Raw genomic sequence first — 17,420 nt, forward strand, 5'->3', positions numbered from 1 at the left:
GAAAAAAAAAAAACCCCCCGCACCCTCACCCGAGGGCGAACCCGATGGCCCGAAAGCGCCGGTTTACCGTGCGCACAGACCGCCCGTTCGTGACGTATCGCAAACCCCGCGACGGCCACTGGAAAGGCTCCCGCCACCCTCAGGACACGGGCCGGACGGCCCGGCGGAATCCGGCGGCAGCCCCTCGTGTTTCTCCAGTAGACGGCCCTCACATCGGCCTGAAGGCGATCCTGAGCCGCAGGATCGCTACCATGGGGTCTCCGGAGCCTGACCGGGGGACCCGGATCGCGCACGAGGAGTCCTCTTGCCAGACGAGGCCCAGCACCTGACCGCCGCCAAGCCCGAGTCCGCCTCGGCGCCCGCGGCGAAGCCCGCGCCCAGCGCGCCGCACGCGAAGAACGACACGCGTGGGCCGGTCGAGCATGCCCAGTCCGCGCCCGTCGACAAGCCGGCCGAGCAGACGCGTCCCAAGCCTGCCCCGGCCGAGCGGCCGGTCAACCCGCCCGCGCGCCCGTCCGCAGGCCAGCCCGCCCGCTCCGGCTCCTCCAACCGCGTCCGTGCCCGCCTCGCCCGCCTCGGCGTCCAGCGCTCCAACCCCTACAACCCGGTCCTTGAGCCGCTGCTGCGCATAGTCCGCAGCAACGACCCGAAGATCGAGACCGCCACTCTGCGTCAGATCGAGAAGGCCTACCAGGTCGCCGAGCGCTGGCACCGCGGCCAGAAGCGCAAGAGCGGCGACCCGTACATCACGCACCCGCTCGCCGTCACCACGATCCTCGCCGAGCTCGGCATGGATCCGGCCACCCTGATGGCGGGCCTGCTGCACGACACCGTCGAGGACACCGAGTACGGCCTCGACCAGCTCCGCCGCGACTTCGGCGACTCCGTCGCCCTGCTCGTCGACGGCGTGACCAAGCTGGACAAGGTCAAGTTCGGTGAGGCCGCGCAGGCCGAGACCGTACGCAAGATGGTCGTCGCCATGGCCAAGGACCCGCGCGTCCTGGTCATCAAGCTCGCCGACCGCCTGCACAACATGCGCACCATGCGTTACCTCAAGCGCGAGAAGCAGGAGAAGAAGGCGCGCGAGACGCTGGAGATCTACGCGCCGCTCGCTCACCGCCTCGGCATGAACACCATCAAGTGGGAGCTGGAGGACCTCGCCTTCGCGATCCTCTACCCCAAGATGTACGACGAGATCGTACGGCTGGTGGCCGAGCGGGCACCGAAGCGTGACGAGTACCTGGCCATAGTGACCGACGAGGTCCAGCAGGACCTGCGCGCCGCCCGCATCAAGGCGACCGTCACGGGCCGACCGAAGCACTACTACAGCGTCTACCAGAAGATGATCGTCCGCGGCCGGGACTTCGCGGAGATCTACGACCTGGTGGGTATTCGTGTACTTGTCGACACGGTCCGCGACTGCTACGCCGCCCTCGGCACCGTGCACGCGCGATGGAACCCGGTCCCCGGCCGGTTCAAGGACTACATCGCGATGCCCAAGTTCAACATGTACCAGTCGCTGCACACGACGGTCATCGGCCCCAACGGCAAGCCGGTCGAACTCCAGATCCGCACGTTCGACATGCACCGCCGCGCCGAGTACGGCATCGCCGCGCACTGGAAGTACAAGCAGGAGGCCGTCGCCGGCGCCTCCAAGGTGCGCAGTGACCAGCCGAAGGCCACCGGCAAGGACGACCACCTCAACGACATGGCGTGGCTGCGCCAGTTGCTCGACTGGCAGAAGGAGACCGAGGATCCCGGCGAGTTCCTGGAGTCCCTGCGCTTCGACCTGTCGCGCAACGAGGTCTTCGTCTTCACCCCCAAGGGCGACGTCATAGCGCTGCCGGCCGGCGCCACTCCCGTGGACTTCTCGTACGCGGTGCACACCGAGGTGGGCCACCGCACCATAGGAGCACGCGTCAACGGACGCCTCGTGCCGCTGGAATCAACCCTGGACAACGGCGACCTCGTGGAGGTCTTCACGTCCAAGGCACCCGGGGCCGGCCCGTCCCGAGACTGGCTGAACTTCGTYAAGTCGCCGCGTGCCCGCAACAAGATCCGGGCGTGGTTCTCCAAGGAGCGCCGCGACGAGGCGATCGAGCAGGGCAAGGACGCCATCGTCCGCGCGATGCGCAAGCAGAACCTGCCGATCCAGCGCATCCTGACCGGCGACTCCCTCGTCACCCTCGCCCACGAGATGCGCTACGCCGACATCTCGGCGCTGTACGCGGCGATCGGCGAGGGGCATGTCTCCGCACAGAACATCGTGCAGAAGCTGGTCCATGCGCTCGGCGGCGAGGAGGCCGCCACCGAGGAGATCGACGAGTCGGTCCCGCCGACCCGCGGCCGCAGCCGCAAGCGCCGCTCCAGCGCCGACCCGGGTGTCATCGTCAAGGGCGTCGAGGACGTGTGGGTCAAGCTGGCCCGCTGCTGTACGCCCGTACCCGGCGACCCGATCATCGGCTTCGTCACGCGGGGTAGTGGTGTATCGGTTCACCGCAGCGACTGTGTGAACGTGGAGTCACTGTCCCGCGAGCCCGAGCGCATCCTCGAGGTCGAGTGGGCGCCCACCCAGTCGTCGGTCTTCCTGGTCGCCATCCAGGTCGAAGCCCTGGACCGCTCCCGGCTCCTGTCGGACGTCACGCGCGTGCTGTCCGACCAGCACGTCAACATCCTCTCCGCGGCCGTCCAGACCTCCCGCGACCGCGTCGCCACCTCCCGCTTCACCTTCGAGATGGGCGACCCGAAGCACCTCGGGCACGTCCTGAAGGCCGTCAGGGGTGTGGAAGGCGTGTACGACGTGTACCGCGTGACGTCGGCGCGCAGCCGGTCGTAACCGCCGTACCGGAACGAAGAAGGGGCTCCCCGCGGGGAGCCCCTTCTCTCATGTCGAAACGGTGTCGACCGGCGTCGACCGGCGTCAGCCGCCGAACTCGTGCAGACCCTTCAGCGCCTGGTCCAGCAGGGCCTGGCGGCCCTCCAGCTCACGCTCCAGCTTGTCGGCCTTGGCGTTGTTGCCCTGGGTGCGGGCCTGCTCGATCTGGCCCTTCAGCTTGTCCACGGCGGCCTGGAGCTGGCCGGTCAGACCCTCGGCACGCGCGCGTGCCTCCGGGTTGGTCCGGCGCCACTCCGACTCCTCGGCCTCCTGGAGCGCCCGCTCGACGGCGTGCATCCGGCCCTCGACCTTCGGACGGGCGTCGCGCGGCACATGGCCGATGGCCTCCCAGCGCTCGTTGATCGAGCGGAAGGCGGCACGCGCGCCCTTCAGGTCGCCGATCGGCAGGAGCTTCTCGGCCTCGCCGGCCAGCTCGTCCTTCAGCTTCAGGTTCTCGGCCTGCTCGGCGTCCCGCTCGGCGAAGACCGAGCTGCGGGCCGCGAAGAAGACGTCCTGGGCGCCGCGGAAGCGGTTCCACAGGTCGTCCTCGTGCTCGCGCTGGGCGCGGCCGGCGGCCTTCCACTCCGACATCAGCTCGCGGTAGCGGGCGGCCGTGGGACCCCAGTCGGTCGAGCCGGACAGCGACTCGGCCTCGGCGACCAACCGCTCCTTGGTCTTGCGGGCCTCCTCGCGCTGCGCGTCCAGCTGCGCGAAGTGCGCCTTGCGGCGCTTGGAGAACGCCGAGCGGGCATGCGAGAAGCGGTGCCACAGCTCGTCGTCGGACTTGCGGTCCAGCCGCGGCAGGCCCTTCCAGGTGTCCACCAGGGCCCGCAGCCGCTCACCGGCGGCCCGCCACTGGTCGGACTGCGCCAGCTCCTCGGCCTCGACGACCAGCGCCTCCTTGGAGTGGCGCGCCTCGTCGGACTGCTTCGCCCGCTGCTGCTTGCGCTCCTCGCGGCGCTTGCCGACCGTCTCGACCAGCTTGTCGAGGCGGGTCCGCAGGGCGCCCAGATCGCCGACCGCGTGATGGGCGTCGACCTGCTCACGAATGTGGTCGATCGCGGTCTGTGCGTCCTTCGCCGACAGGTCGGTGGTCTTTACTCGCTTCTCGAGGAGGCCGATCTCGACAACCAGGCCCTCGTACTTGCGCTCGAAATAGGCCAGCGCCTCTTCAGGAGTGCCTGCCTGCCAAGAACCGACAACCTGCTCGCCGTCGGCCGTACGCACGTACACGGTCCCCGTCTCGTCGACGCGGCCCCACGGGTCGCTGCTCACAGCGCCTCCTCCACATGATGCCTGCGAGGGGCTTGTGTTCCCCCGGGCATCGTCCACAGTTTCGTCACGGCCAACATAGGCGACCGGCGGGTTGCCTGTCCGCATCCCGCGCGACCGAAATTCCGCAGTTGGCGGTCAGGATTTGCTGACCGTCGCCTTGTTGATCACGACCGTCGCATTGGGCGCGGTGTTCCCGGTCGTGGGGTCGGCGGGCTGGGCTCCGGCGTCCGCGATCTTCTTCAGGACCTTCATTCCGGCCTCGGACACAGTACCGAACGGTGTGTAGTCGGCCGGCAGCTGACTGTCCTGGTAGACGAGGAAGAACTGGCTGCCGCCACTGTTGCGCCCTTCCTTGGTCTGTCCGTTGTACTGGTTGGCCATCGCGACCGTGCCCGCCGGGTACACGCCGCCCTTGAGGCTCGTGTCCTTGAGGTTCTCGTCCGGGATCGTGTACCCCGGACCGCCCATCCCGGTGCCCTGGGGGTCGCCGCACTGCAGCACGTAGATGCTGCTGTCGGTGAGCCGGTGGCACTTGGTGTGGTCGAAGTACCCCTTGTCGGCCAGGAAAGCGAACGAGTTCACCGTGTGCGGCGCGGCCGACGCCTTGAGGTCGATGTCTATGTCACCGCACGTCGTCGCGAGCTTCATCGCGTACTTCGCCGACTTGTCGACCGTCAGCGCCGGCTCCTTCTTCCAGGTCGCCGTCTTGACCTTGCCCTCGGCGGGCTTGTCGCACGGGTCCGGGGCCTTGCTGGGTGTCGCGCTCGGCGTGACCTCCGCGCCCGCGTTCTCCTTGCTGTCGTCGTCGCCCTTGAGGACGCCCGTCGTGTACAGCGCGAGGCTGCCGATGACGACCACTCCGAGCACCGACGCGATCACCGAGTTGCGCATGCGCGCCTTGCGTCGGGCCGACGTGCGCCGCTGCTGCTGCCGCAAGAACTTCTCCCGGGCGAGCTGACGTCGCCGCTGTTCCTGGCTGACCACCGGGTTCTCTCCTCATGCGTCGTATGTGTCGACCGGTACGCGTGTGTTGATCGAGTCGACCGCCTGCGTGTGCCCCGTACCGTATATGGGTTCGCTGAGGAATCGGCAGCGCCGGTAGGCTCTGACGACAGGCGGAGTCCGCCGACAAACCACTCGTGTCGACACAAACGAAGGACGATCGTGCTCATTGCCGGGTTCCCCGCCGGAGCTTGGGGGACGAACTGTTATCTCGTCGCCCCCGCCGCCGGTGAGGAGTGCGTGATCATCGACCCGGGCCACGAGGCGGCCCCTGGAGTCGAGGAAGCACTGAAGAAGCATCGGCTCAAGCCCGTCGCCGTCGTCCTCACCCACGGCCACCTCGACCACGTGGCCTCGGTCGTCCCCGTGTGCGGTGCGCACGACGTGCCGGCCTGGATCCACCCCGAGGACCGGTACATGATGAGCGACCCCGAGAAGGCGCTCGGCCGCTCCATCGGCATGCAGCTCATGGGCGAGCTGACCATCGGGGAGCCGGACGACGTCAAGGAGCTGACCGACGGCGCGAAGCTGGAGCTGGCGGGGATGGAGCTCACCGTCGCGCACGCACCCGGCCATACCAAGGGGTCGGTGACCTTCGGCCTGCCCGAGGCGGCGGACATCCCGCCGATCCTGTTCTCGGGCGACCTGCTGTTCGCCGGCTCCATCGGACGCACCGACCTGCCCGGCGGTGACATGGCCGAGATCCTCGACTCGCTGGCCCGCGTGTGCCTGCCGCTCGACGACTCGACCGTGGTGCTGTCCGGCCACGGCCCCCAGACGACCATCGGCCAGGAGCGCACCACCAACCCCTATCTGCGGCAGGTGGCCGCCGGCCTGGGAGCCCAGGAAGCTCCCCGACGAGGAATGTGACGAACTTTCCGTGAGCACCTTCAAGGCCCCCAAGGGCACGTACGACCTGATCCCGCCGGAGAGCGCCAAGTACCTGGCCGTCCGCGACGCGATCGCCGCCCCGCTGCGCAACTCCGGCTACGGCTACATCGAGACGCCCGGCTTCGAGAGCGTCGAGCTGTTCGCACGCGGTGTCGGTGAGTCCACCGACATCGTGACCAAGGAGATGTACGCCTTCGAGACCAAGGGCGGTGACCAGCTCGCCCTGCGCCCCGAGGGCACGGCCTCGGTCCTGCGCGCGGCCCTCGAGGCCAACCTGCACAAGGCGGGCAACCTCCCGGTCAAGCTCTGGTACTCCGGCTCGTACTACCGCTACGAGCGCCCCCAGAAGGGCCGCTACAGGCACTTCTCGCAGGTCGGCGCCGAGGCGATCGGCGCCGAGGACCCGGCGCTGGACGCCGAGTTGATCATCCTGGCCGACCAGGCCTACCGCTCGCTCGGCCTCAGCAACTTCCGGATCCTGCTCAACAGCCTGGGCGACAAGGAGTGCCGCCCGGTCTACCGTGCCGCGCTGCAGGACTTCCTGCGCGGCCTGGAGTTGGACGAGGACACCCGTCGCCGCATCGACATCAACCCGCTGCGCGTCCTCGACGACAAGCGCGAGTCGGTCCAGCAGCAGCTGACCGGCGCCCCGCTCCTGCGCGACTACCTGTGCGACGCCTGCAAGGCGTACCACGAGGAGGTCCGTGAGCTGATCACGGCGGCCGGCGTCTCCTACGAGGACGACCCCAAGCTGGTGCGCGGCCTCGACTACTACACGCGCACGACGTTCGAGTTCGTCCACGACGGTCTGGGCTCCCAGTCCGCGGTGGGCGGTGGCGGCCGCTACGACGGGCTGTCCGAGATGATCGGCGGCCCCGCGCTGCCGTCCGTCGGCTGGGCGCTCGGCGTCGACCGCACGGTGCTCGCGCTGGAGGCGGAGGGCGTGGAGCTCGAACTCCCGTCGTCCACCAGCGTGTTCGCGGTGCCGCTCGGCGAGGAGGCCCGCCGGGTGCTGTTCGCCAAGGTCACCGAGCTGCGCAAGCTCGGCGTCGCGGCGGACTTCTCCTACGGAGCCAAGGGCCTCAAGGGCGCCATGAAGAACGCCAACCGCAGCGGCGCCCGCTACACGATCGTCGCCGGCGAGCGCGACCTCGCCGAGGGCGTCGTCCAGCTCAAGGACATGGAGTCCGGCGAGCAGTCGGCCGTCGGCGTCAACGAGATCGTGGCGGAGCTGGAAGCCCGATTGGGCTGATTCTGCACACAGGGCGGGGACCGGACGGTCCCCGCCCTGTCCGTTCCGTCCCTGACTTGAACTGAGCGCCTTTACTGGATTGCGCGTATTTCCTTATACGCAGCGAACGGTGGGGACGCGTGCGTGTACGGCACAATGTGCCGTGTCCGGAGAAACTCCAAGTCTCAAGTGACGGAATCGGCGTGATGAGCAAGACGACAGTCAAAGACGTCTCCACCGAGCCCGAGTCGGAGCCTGCTCAGGCGGCGCCGCGGTCGGTGGGCGGCAGCCGTGCGTTCGCCCTGATGCTGGTGATCACCGGCGCGGCGGGACTGCTTGCCGCGTGGGTCATCACGATCGACAAGTTCAAGCTGCTCGAAGCCAAGGTCGAGGGCAAGTCGTTCACCCCGGGTTGCAGCCTGAACCCGGTCGTCTCCTGCGGCAGCGTCATGGAGAGCAAGCAGGCCGCCGCCTTCGGGTTCCCCAACCCGATGCTCGGCCTCGTCGCCTACGGCATCGTCATCTGCGTCGGCATGAGCCTGCTCGGCCGTGCGCGCTTCCCGCGCTGGTACTGGCTCACCTTCAACGCCGGCACCCTCTTCGGCGTGGTCTTCTGCGCCTGGCTGATGTTCCAGTCGCTGTACCGGATCAACGCACTGTGCCTGTGGTGCTCGCTGGCCTGGGTCGCGACGATCATCATGTTCTGGTACGTGACCTCGTTCAACGTCCGTAACGGCTTCCTGCCCGCGCCGAACTGGCTCAAGACCTTCTTCGGCGAGTTCACCTGGGTCATGCCCGTGCTGCACATCGGCATCATCGGCATGCTGGTCCTGACCCGCTGGTGGGACTTCTGGACCAGCTGACCCCGCAATTCCGGCCGATTCGAGCCCCGGACTCCCGGGGCCCGGCGGGATTGTCAGTGCGGTGACTTAGGGTTTCCAGCGTGGAGCCCGACCTGTTCACCGCCGCCGCCGAAGAACGCCAGGAGAAGGACCCAGCCGGCAGTCCCCTGGCCGTGCGCATGCGCCCGCGCACCCTGGACGAGGTGGTGGGCCAGCAGCACCTGCTCAAACCCGGCTCACCCCTGCGCCGACTGGTCGGCGAGGGCGCCAAGGGCCCCGCGGGCCCGTCGTCGGTGATCCTCTGGGGCCCGCCCGGCACCGGCAAGACCACCCTGGCCTACGTCGTCTCCAAGGCCACCAACAAGCGCTTCGTCGAGCTCTCCGCGATCACCGCCGGCGTCAAGGAGGTCCGCGCGGTCATCGACGGCGCCCGCCGCGCCACCGGTGGCTATGGCAAGGAGACCGTCCTCTTCCTCGACGAGATCCACCGCTTCAGCAAGGCCCAGCAGGACTCCCTCCTCCCGGCCGTCGAGAACCGCTGGGTGACCCTGATCGCGGCGACCACCGAGAATCCGTACTTCTCGATCATCTCCCCCCTGCTGTCCCGCTCCCTCCTGCTCACCCTCGAACCCCTCACCGACGACGACATCCGAAGCCTGCTGAAGCGCGCGCTGAGCGACGAGCGCGGCCTGAAGGACGCCGTCGGACTCCCCGAGGACACCGAGGCACACCTGCTGCGGATCGCCGGCGGCGACGCCCGCCGGGCGCTGACGGCGCTGGAGGCCGCAGCAGGGGCCGCCCTGGACCAGGACGAGAGCGAGATCAGCCTCCAGACGCTGGAGCAGACCGTCGACCGCGCCGCGGTGAAGTACGACCGCGACGGCGACCAGCACTACGACGTCGCCAGCGCCCTCATCAAGTCCATCCGCGGTTCGGACGTGGACGCCGCCCTGCACTACCTGGCCCGGATGATCGAGGCCGGCGAGGACCCCCGCTTCATCGCCCGCCGCCTGATGATCTCCGCCAGCGAGGACATCGGCCTCGCCGACCCGAACGCGCTGCCGATCGCGGTCGCCGCCGCCCAGGCCGTCGCCATGATCGGCTTCCCCGAGGCCGCCCTCACCCTCAGCCACGCCACCATCGCCCTCGCGCTGGCACCCAAGTCCAACGCCGCGACCACCGCGATCGGCGCCGCCCTGGAGGACGTACGCAAGGGACTGGCCGGCTCCGTTCCACCGCACCTGCGCGACGGGCACTACAAGGGCGCCGCCAAGCTGGGACATGCGCAGGGCTACGTGTATCCCCACGACCGGGCCGAGGGCATCGCCGAGCAGCAGTACGCCCCGGACGCCCTCAAGGACCGCGAGTACTACAGCCCGACCCGGCACGGAGCCGAGGCCCGGTACGCGGACGCCGTGGAGTGGACCAGAAAGCACCTCGGTCGCAAGCGGTCCTGAGCACCCTGTAAACTCGCTCGGAGTGCTGCGTCCCGTGCAGTCAGAACGGGACAGTCAGCCGGAGCCCCGGTCCTCCTCGGAAGACCGGCTCCAGGAGCGTCGCGCACCGTCGATCGGTGTCGCGGGCAGCCCACCACCACTCGTCGCAAGGACGGGACCGGTCGGTGGGCCACTCGCGTGCTGCACGTATGTGCCCAGACCAGGGGAGCGGCTGCCCACCCCGTCCGCAAGGACGAGGAGGGTTTCCCCGGCTGCGGATGCGACCTCTCTCAACACCCTGACAAGCCGAACACTAGGAAATGAGAAGCAGTGGCGAACCAGTCCCGCCCCAAGGTCAAGAAGTCGCGTGCCCTCGGCATCGCGCTGACCCCGAAGGCTGTCAAGTACTTCGAGGCCCGTCCCTACCCGCCGGGTGAGCACGGCCGTGGCCGCAAGCAGAACTCGGACTACAAGGTCCGTCTGCTGGAGAAGCAGCGTCTGCGTGCGCAGTACGACGTGTCCGAGCGTCAGCTCGTCCGCGCCTACGAGCGTGCCTCCAAGGTTCAGGGCAAGACCGGTGAGGCCCTGATCATCGAGCTCGAGCGTCGTCTCGACGCCCTGGTCCTGCGTTCGGGCATCGCCCGCACCATCTACCAGGCCCGTCAGATGGTCGTGCACGGCCACATCGAGGTCAACGGCCAGAAGGTCGACAAGCCGTCCTTCCGCGTCAAGCCCGACGACGTCGTGATGGTCCGCGAGCGCAGCCGTGAGAAGACCCTCTTCTCGATCTCCCGCGAGGGCGGCTTCGCCCCCGACGGTGAGACCCCGCGCTACCTCCAGGTGAACCTCAAGGCCCTGGCGTTCCGCCTGGACCGTGAGCCGAACCGCAAGGAGATCCCGGTGATCTGCGACGAGCAGCTCGTCGTCGAGTACTACGCCCGTTGATCCTTCAGCGGTCGTAGGACTTCTGCGCCTCAGCCCGTCGTCTCCCCGCCCTTGCGGGTGGGGGAGGCGGCGGGCTTTCGCCTGCTCGGGGTGGCCTTGGCCGGCCGCACCGACTTCCTTGGAGACGGCACGGCCTGCGCGGGCCGCTGCCCCAGCGCCCGGCGCACCGCCTCCTCCCGGCCGAGCGCCGCTCCCTGCCGTACGCACGCCTCGTACCGCTCGTCGCCGAGCCGTTCCCGCGCCGCCCTCTCGCACAGCTCGTGCGGTGCGTTGAAGCAGGCCGAACCGAACAGCGGCAGCCCGACCGACGGCCACATCCCGGACGCCGCGCCCTGGAGCACCGCCGCCTCCGCCGCGTCGCCTTGCGCCCCCGTGACCAGGGCAAGCAGCTCCACGGCCAGCACCGAGCCGAGCAGGTCGCGGAAGGAGTGCGCGTTGCCGAGGCACTCGGTCAGCAGTGCGCGGGCGCCGGGCAGGTCGCCGTCGGCCCAGGCGGCGTACGCCAGGACGTACAGCGCGTAGGAGCGCGCCCAGCGCTCGCCGTGGTCCTCGCACACCCGGCGGACGTCCTCGCACAACCGCACCGCGTCCGGCAGATCGCCCTGGAACGCCCGCGTCATCGCCAGCTCGATCTGCCCCATCAGCACATTGCTGTTGAGCTCGCCGATCTCCTGATAGCGGGCCAGCGCCGAGCTCAGCAGCGTCTCGGCGCGCTCCATGTCGTCCGAGAGCAGCGCCAGGCAGCCCGTGCGGTGCTCGGCATACGCCACCGCCGTGGGGTCGTCGGCGTGCTCCGCCTCGTCCCGGCACTCCACCAGCGCCCCGAGTGCGGGCACCGAGTCGCCCTGCAGGATCGCCACATAGCCGAGCACCCACAGGGCCTTCAGACGCGAGCGCTCATGACCGCCGTCCAGCGCCACCGCCTGCTCCAGCCAGTGCCGCCCCTCCGACAGCCGGCCGCAGCCGACCCAGTAGAACCACAGGGAGCCCGCGAGGTAGTGGCCCAGATGCGCCTCGCCCGGCTCGCTCAGGCAGTACTCCAGGGCGCCGCGCAGATTCGGCAGCTCCGCCTCCACGCGGGCGGCCACCTCGTTCTGCCGCGGCGAGAACCACTCCAGCTCGCACCAGGTCGTCAGGCCCAGGTACCAGTCGCGGTGGCGCCGCCGCAGCCGGGCCGCGTCACCGGTCGCCTCCAGCCAGTCGGCGCCGTAGGCCCGGATCGTGTCCAGCATGCGGTAGCGCACACCGGCCTCGGTCTCCTCACGCGCGACCACGGACTGCGCCAGCAGCTCCGAGAGCACCTCGAACACGTCGTCGGAGTGCAGACCCTGGCCGCCGCACACGTACTCGACCGCCTCCAGGTCGAACCGGCCCGCGAACACCGACAGCCGCGCCCACAGCAACCGCTCCTCGGGCGTGCACAGTTCATGGCTCCAGCCGACGGCCGTACGCAGCGTCCGATGGCGCGCCGGCCCGTCCTGCCCGCCGCCGGTCAGCAGCCGGAACCGGTCGTCGAGCCGCTGCAGCAGCTGCCTCGGCGACAGCATCCGCAGCCGCCCCGCGGCCAGCTCGATCGCGAGCGGAATCCCGTCCAGGCGACGGCACAGCTCCTGTACGTCCGTGTCGTCCCGCACGATCACCCCGTGCTGGGCCGCCCGCTGCACGAACAGCTCCACGGCGTCGTCCCCGCCCAGCGGCTCCAGCGCGAGCAGCCGCTCGCCCGCGATGCCCAGCGGTCTGCGCCCCACCCCGAGCACCCGCAGGCCGGGCACCCGGCGCAGCAGATCCGTCATCAGCCCCGCGCAGGCGTCCACCAGATGCTCGAATCCGTCCAGGACCAGCAGGAGTTCGCGCTCGCCCAGATGGGCCAGCAGCGTCTCGTGCGGAAGGCGGGTCGTGTGGTCCGTCAGCCCCAGCGCCTCCACGACCGCGTGGTCGACGAACTCCGGATCGCGTACCGGCGCCAACTCCACGTGCCACACACCGTCGCGCGCCGTGCATCGCGAGGCCGCGCGGGCCGCCAGCCGCGACTTGCCGACGCCGCCGGCCCCGGTCACCGTCACCAGCCGCGCGGCGTCGAGGGCCTGGCCCAGCTCGGTCAGTTCGGCCGTACGGCCCACGAACGTGCTGAGTTCCAGAGGCAGATGGCCGGAGTCGGGGGAGTGGGGGCGCCGTTGATCCCGCATGGTTCACGGAGCGTACTGAAGCGTGTTCGGTCCGTACAATCGGTTCTCGCGACCCGGCCCCTGCGCGGGCGTTAAACCGGTGCAGAGCGGCGCCCCCGGCGCGATAGGCTCGGTGCACGACTTTTTCGATGTAGACCGATGTAGAGGCACGTTTCAGGGAGCGGGTGCACACAGTGTCCGGTGGAGAGGTTGCCGGGATCCTGGTGGCCGTCTTCTGGGCGATTCTGGTCTCCTTCCTCGCCGTCGCGCTGGCGAGGCTGGCCCAGACGCTCAAGGCGACCACCAAGCTCGTCGCGGATGTGACCGACCAGGCCGTCCCGCTCCTGGCAGACGCCTCCTCGGCGGTGCGCTCCGCACAGACCCAGATCGACCGGGTCGACGCGATCGCCTCGGACGTCCAGGAGGTCACGTCGAACGCGTCCGCACTGTCGACCACCGTGGCCTCCACCTTCGGCGGCCCCCTGGTCAAGGTCGCGGCCTTCGGCTACGGCGTGCGCCGGGCCCTCGGCGGCCGCAAACAGGAGGACGTGCCCGCGAAGTCGCCCCGGCGTACGGTGATCGTGGGCCGGACGGTCCCTGCCGCACGACGCAAGCGGAAGTAAGGACTGAGACCGAGCGATGTTCCGCCGTACGTTCTGGTTCACCACGGGTGTCGCCGCAGGTGTGTGGGCCACCACCAAGGTCAACCGCAAGCTCAAGCAGCTGACCCCGGAGAGCCTCGCCGCCACCGCGGCGAACAAGGCCCTGGAGACCGGCCATCGGCTGAAGGACCGCGCGGTGGGCTTCGCCCTCGACGTCCGCGACAACATGGCCCAGCGGGAGGCCGAGCTGGAGGACGCGCTCGGTATCCAGGAGAGTCCCGAACTCCCCGCGCCCCGGCGGTTCGCCGCCCTCGAGAACAACCGCAGCAACCCGAAGTACGTCGACGACTCGACGTACTCGTACAACCGGAATGAGGACCACTGATGGAGTCGGCCGAGATTCGCCGCCGCTGGCTGAGCTTCTTCGAGGAGCGCGGGCACACCGTCGTCCCTTCGGCGTCGCTCATCGCGGACGACCCGACTCTGCTCCTCGTCCCGGCCGGCATGGTGCCCTTCAAGCCCTACTTCCTGGGTGAGGTCAAGCCGCCGTTCGACCGTGCCACCAGTGTCCAGAAGTGCGTGCGCACGCCGGACATCGAAGAGGTCGGCAAGACCACCCGGCACGGCACGTTCTTCCAGATGTGCGGCAACTTCTCCTTCGGCGACTACTTCAAGGAAGGCGCCATCAAGTACGCCTGGGAGCTGCTCACCAGCCCCCAGGACAAGGGTGGTTACGGCCTGGAGCCCGAGAAGCTCTGGATCACCGTCTACAAGGACGACGACGAGGCCGAGCGCATCTGGCACGACGTCGTCGGCGTGCCGAAGGAGCGCATCCAGCGCCTCGGCATGAAGGACAACTACTGGTCCATGGGCGTCCCCGGACCCTGCGGCCCCTGCTCCGAGATCAACTACGACCGCGGCCCCGAGTTCGGCGCCGAGGGCGGCCCCGCCGTCAACGACGAGCGGTACGTAGAGATCTGGAACCTCGTCTTCATGCAGTACGAGCGAGGCGAGGGCATCGGCAAGGACAACTTCGAGATCCTCGGCGACCTCCCGAGCCAGAACATCGACACGGGCCTCGGCCTGGAGCGACTCGCCATGATTCTGCAGGGCGTGCAGAACATGTACGAGATCGACACCTCCATGGCCGTCATCAAGAAGGCCACCGAGCTGACCGGCGTCGAGTACGGCGACGCCCACGGCTCGGACGTCTCCCTGCGCGTGGTCACCGACCACATGCGCACGTCCGTGATGCTCATCGGCGACGGCGTCACCCCTGGCAACGAGGGCCGCGGCTATGTCCTGCGCCGCATCATGCGCCGCGCCATCCGCAACATGCGCCTGCTCGGCGCCACCGGCCCGGTCGTCCTCGAACTGATCGACACCGTGATCGGGATGATGGGCCGGCAGTACCCGGAGCTGGTCACCGACCGCGAGCGCATCGAGAAGGTCGCCGTCGCCGAGGAGAACGCCTTCCTCAAGACGCTGAAGGCCGGCACCAACATCCTCGACACGGCCGTCACCGACACCAAGGCCTCCGGCTCCGCGGTGCTGCCAGGCGACAAGGCCTTCCTGCTCCACGACACCTGGGGCTTCCCGATCGACCTCACCCTGGAGATGGCCGCCGAGCAGGGGCTGTCCGTGGACGAGGACGGCTTCCGCCGCCTGATGAAGGAGCAGCGGGAGCGCGCCAAGGCCGACGCCCAGGCCAAGAAGACCGGCCACGCCGGCACGGGCGCCTACCGGGAGATCGCCGACAGGACCGGCGAGACCGACTTCATCGGCTACGCCGACACCGAGGGCGAGTCCACGATCGTCGGCATCCTCGTCGACGGTGCCTCGTCCCCGGCCGCCACCGAGGGCGACGAGGTCGAGATCGTCCTCGACCGCACCCCGTTCTACGCCGAGGGCGGCGGCCAGATCGGTGACACCGGCCGGATCAAGGTCGACACCGGTGCCGTCATCGAGATCCGCGACTGCCAGAAGCCGGTCCCGGGCGTCTACGTCCACAAGGGTGTCGTCCAGGTCGGCGAGGTCACCGTCGGCGCCAAGGCCCACGCCTCCATCGACGCCCGCCGCCGCACGGCCATCGCCCGCGCCCACTCGGCCACGCACCTCACCCACCAGGCCCTGCGCGACGCCCTCGGCCCGACGGCCGCCCAGGCCGGTTCCGAGAACCAGCCCGGCCGCTTCCGCTTCGACTTCGGCTCGCCGTCCGCCGTGCCGACGGCCGTGATGACCGACGTCGAGCAGAAGATCAACGAGGTGCTCGCCCGCGACCTCGACGTGCACGRCGAGGTCATGGGCATCGACGACGCCAAGAAGCAGGGCGCCATCGCCGAGTTCGGCGAGAAGTACGGCGAGCGGGTCCGCGTCGTGACCATCGGCGACTTCTCCAAGGAGCTGTGCGGTGGCACCCACGTGCACAACACCTCCCAGCTCGGCCTGGTGAAGCTGCTCGGCGAGTCCTCCATCGGCTCCGGTGTGCGCCGTATCGAGGCCCTGGTCGGCGTGGACGCCTACAACTTCCTCGCCCGCGAGCACACGGTCGTCGCCCAGCTCCAGGAGCTGATCAAGGGCCGTCCGGAGGAGCTGCCGGAGAAGGTCTCCGCCATGCTCGGCAAGCTGAAGGACGCCGAGAAGGAGATCGAGAAGTTCCGCGCCGAGAAGGTGCTCCAGGCTGCCGCCGGTCTCGCCGAGTCCGCCAAGGACGTGCACGGCATCGCCGTCGTCACCGGCCAGGTCCCGGACGGCACGACGCCGGACGACCTGCGCAAGCTGGTCCTCGACGTGCGCGGCCGCATCCAGGGCGGACGCGCCGTCGTGGTCGCCCTGTTCACCGTCAACAACGGCAAGCCGCTGACGGTCATCGCCACCAACGACGCCGCCCGTGAGCGCGGTCTCAAGGCCGGTGACCTGGTCCGTACGGCCGCCAAGACCCTCGGCGGCGGCGGTGGCGGCAAGCCGGACGTCGCCCAGGGCGGCGGCCAGAACCCGGCCGCCATCGGCGAGGCCGTCGGCGCCGTCGAGCGGCTCGTGGCGGAAACGGCCAAGTGAGCGACGACACACACGCAAGTGGCGACGGCCGGGGCATGCGCCGCGGCCGTCGTCTGGCGATCGACGTCGGGGACGCCCGTATCGGCGTCGCCTCGTGCGATCCCGACGGGATCCTCGCCACACCGGTGGAGACGGTCCCGGGCCGGGACATCCCGGCAGCTCACCGTCGCCTCAAGCAGCTCGTCGAGGAGTACGAGCCGATCGAGGTCGTCGTAGGCCTGCCCCGTTCCCTGAAGGGGGGTGAGGGCCCGGCCGCGGTCAAGGTCAGGGGCTTCACCCAGGAGCTGGCACGCATGATCGCGCCCGTACCGGTCAGGCTCGTGGACGAGCGCATGACCACCGTGACGGCCAGTCAGGGACTGCGTGCCTCGGGGGTGAAATCCAAGAAGGGGCGGGCCGTGATCGATCAGGCAGCCGCTGTGATCATCCTGCAGCAGGCGCTCGAATCCGAACGGGTGTCAGGTAAAGCTCCCGGCGAGAGCGTCGAAGTGGTTATCTGATCGCGATACGGTAACGTTCCGCGCGATGCGCCGGTGTTCGAACAGCCGGCGCACAAAGAGAGGCGGGACGGGAGCCGGATCTTCAGCAGCCGCGTGACCGCCGCCTCGCGGCTCTAGGGGATCGATGACTGAGTATGGCCGGGGCCCAGGCTCCGAACCGTGGCATCCCGAGGACCCGTTGTACGGGGACGGCGGATGGGAAGGGCAGCAGGCCCACACGGGCCAGCAGGCTGCCTACGGCGGCCAGCCGCAGCACTATCCGCAGCAGCCGCAGCAGCAGAACTACGACGACTGGGGCAACGGCCGGCAGGACGCATACGGTCAGCCGCAGCAGTACCAGCAGCAGGGTCAGCAGGGTCAGCAGGGTCAGTATCCGCAGCAGGGTCAGCAGTACCCGCAGCAGTACGACCAGCAGCACTACCCGGGTCACGGACAGCAGGCGTACGACAACAACGGCTGGGCCACCGGCAACCACCAGCACGTCCAGTACCCCGACCCGGGTAGTGCTGCTGGTCGTACTGCTGCGGGTACTGCTGACCCTGCTGCGGATACTGACCCTGCTGACCCTGCTGACCCTGCTGCTGGTACTGCTGCGGCTG

Annotated in this window: 13 protein-coding genes and 1 pseudogene; 11 read left to right on the top strand and 3 right to left on the bottom strand. The window is 69.3% G+C overall.

Translation table 11 applies throughout. The annotated features are described in order from the left end of the window. Positions 1–304 precede the first annotated feature (304 nt). Positions 305–2,836, top strand: coding sequence for a GTP pyrophosphokinase (gene relA, locus EAO75_RS24305; protein ID WP_147997159.1), 2,532 nt, complete (start codon positions 305–307; stop codon positions 2,834–2,836). Positions 2,837–2,920: 84 nt separating this feature from the next. Here relA and EAO75_RS24310 read toward each other — a convergent pair whose 3' ends face one another. Further along, positions 2,921–4,150: a DUF349 domain-containing protein gene (locus tag EAO75_RS24310; RefSeq protein WP_147997160.1), complete on the bottom strand. Its 1,230-nt coding sequence runs from the start codon at positions 4,148–4,150 to the stop codon at positions 2,921–2,923. Between the two features lie 135 nt (positions 4,151–4,285). Next, positions 4,286–5,134, bottom strand: coding sequence for a peptidylprolyl isomerase (locus EAO75_RS24315; RefSeq protein ID WP_147997161.1), 849 nt, complete (start codon positions 5,132–5,134; stop codon positions 4,286–4,288). Positions 5,135–5,314: 180 nt separating this feature from the next. On the opposite strand from EAO75_RS24315, the gene EAO75_RS24320 reads away from it, so the two are divergent. From EAO75_RS24320 to rpsD, 5 genes are all read left to right on the top strand, one after another. Continuing rightward, the gene (locus EAO75_RS24320; protein WP_147997162.1) at positions 5,315–6,022 is read left to right on the top strand and encodes an MBL fold metallo-hydrolase; all 708 of its coding nucleotides are present in this window, start codon (positions 5,315–5,317) and stop codon (positions 6,020–6,022) included. A 10-nt stretch (positions 6,023–6,032) separates the two neighbouring features. Beyond that, positions 6,033–7,295: a histidine--tRNA ligase gene (gene hisS, locus EAO75_RS24325; RefSeq protein ID WP_147997163.1), complete on the top strand. Its 1,263-nt coding sequence runs from the start codon at positions 6,033–6,035 to the stop codon at positions 7,293–7,295. A gap of 185 nt (positions 7,296–7,480) precedes the next feature. Continuing rightward, positions 7,481–8,137, top strand: coding sequence for a vitamin K epoxide reductase family protein (locus EAO75_RS24330; RefSeq protein WP_147997164.1), 657 nt, complete (start codon positions 7,481–7,483; stop codon positions 8,135–8,137). A gap of 80 nt (positions 8,138–8,217) precedes the next feature. Then, positions 8,218–9,573 (top strand): replication-associated recombination protein A, encoded by a 1,356-nt coding sequence (locus EAO75_RS24335; RefSeq protein WP_147997165.1) that lies wholly within the window; start codon positions 8,218–8,220, stop codon positions 9,571–9,573. Positions 9,574–9,882: 309 nt separating this feature from the next. After that, positions 9,883–10,497 (top strand): 30S ribosomal protein S4, encoded by a 615-nt coding sequence (gene rpsD / locus EAO75_RS24340; RefSeq protein ID WP_147997166.1) that lies wholly within the window; start codon positions 9,883–9,885, stop codon positions 10,495–10,497. A gap of 29 nt (positions 10,498–10,526) precedes the next feature. Here the strand turns inward: rpsD and EAO75_RS24345 are convergent, their stop codons facing one another. Continuing rightward, on the bottom strand, positions 10,527–12,683 hold the full coding sequence (locus tag EAO75_RS24345; protein WP_147997167.1) for an ATP-binding protein: 2,157 nt from the start codon (positions 12,681–12,683) through the stop codon (positions 10,527–10,529). Positions 12,684–12,847: 164 nt separating this feature from the next. On the opposite strand from EAO75_RS24345, the gene EAO75_RS24350 reads away from it, so the two are divergent. The 5 genes and pseudogenes from EAO75_RS24350 to EAO75_RS47570 all read left to right on the top strand — a co-directional run. Then, positions 12,848–13,285 carry a DUF948 domain-containing protein gene (locus EAO75_RS24350; RefSeq protein WP_126898339.1) on the top strand — a complete coding sequence of 146 codons (438 nt, stop codon included), beginning with the start codon at positions 12,848–12,850 and terminating at the stop codon, positions 13,283–13,285. A 16-nt stretch (positions 13,286–13,301) separates the two neighbouring features. Next, positions 13,302–13,649 (top strand): hypothetical protein, encoded by a 348-nt coding sequence (locus tag EAO75_RS24355; RefSeq protein WP_147997168.1) that lies wholly within the window; start codon positions 13,302–13,304, stop codon positions 13,647–13,649. After that, positions 13,649–16,321 carry an alanine--tRNA ligase gene (gene alaS / locus EAO75_RS24360; RefSeq protein ID WP_147997169.1) on the top strand — a complete coding sequence of 891 codons (2,673 nt, stop codon included), beginning with the start codon at positions 13,649–13,651 and terminating at the stop codon, positions 16,319–16,321. The genes EAO75_RS24355 and alaS overlap by 1 nt, the downstream gene beginning before the upstream one ends. Before the next feature lie 35 nt (positions 16,322–16,356). Then, complete coding sequence (ruvX, locus tag EAO75_RS24365; RefSeq protein ID WP_147998048.1) at positions 16,357–16,821, top strand: Holliday junction resolvase RuvX; 465 nt, start codon at positions 16,357–16,359, stop codon at positions 16,819–16,821. A gap of 124 nt (positions 16,822–16,945) precedes the next feature. Continuing rightward, positions 16,946–17,420: pseudogene (locus EAO75_RS47570) on the top strand (hypothetical protein); the annotation flags it as partial.

The organism is Streptomyces sp. UW30, from assembly GCF_008042075.1.
Lineage (GTDB): Bacteria > Actinomycetota > Actinomycetes > Streptomycetales > Streptomycetaceae > Streptomyces.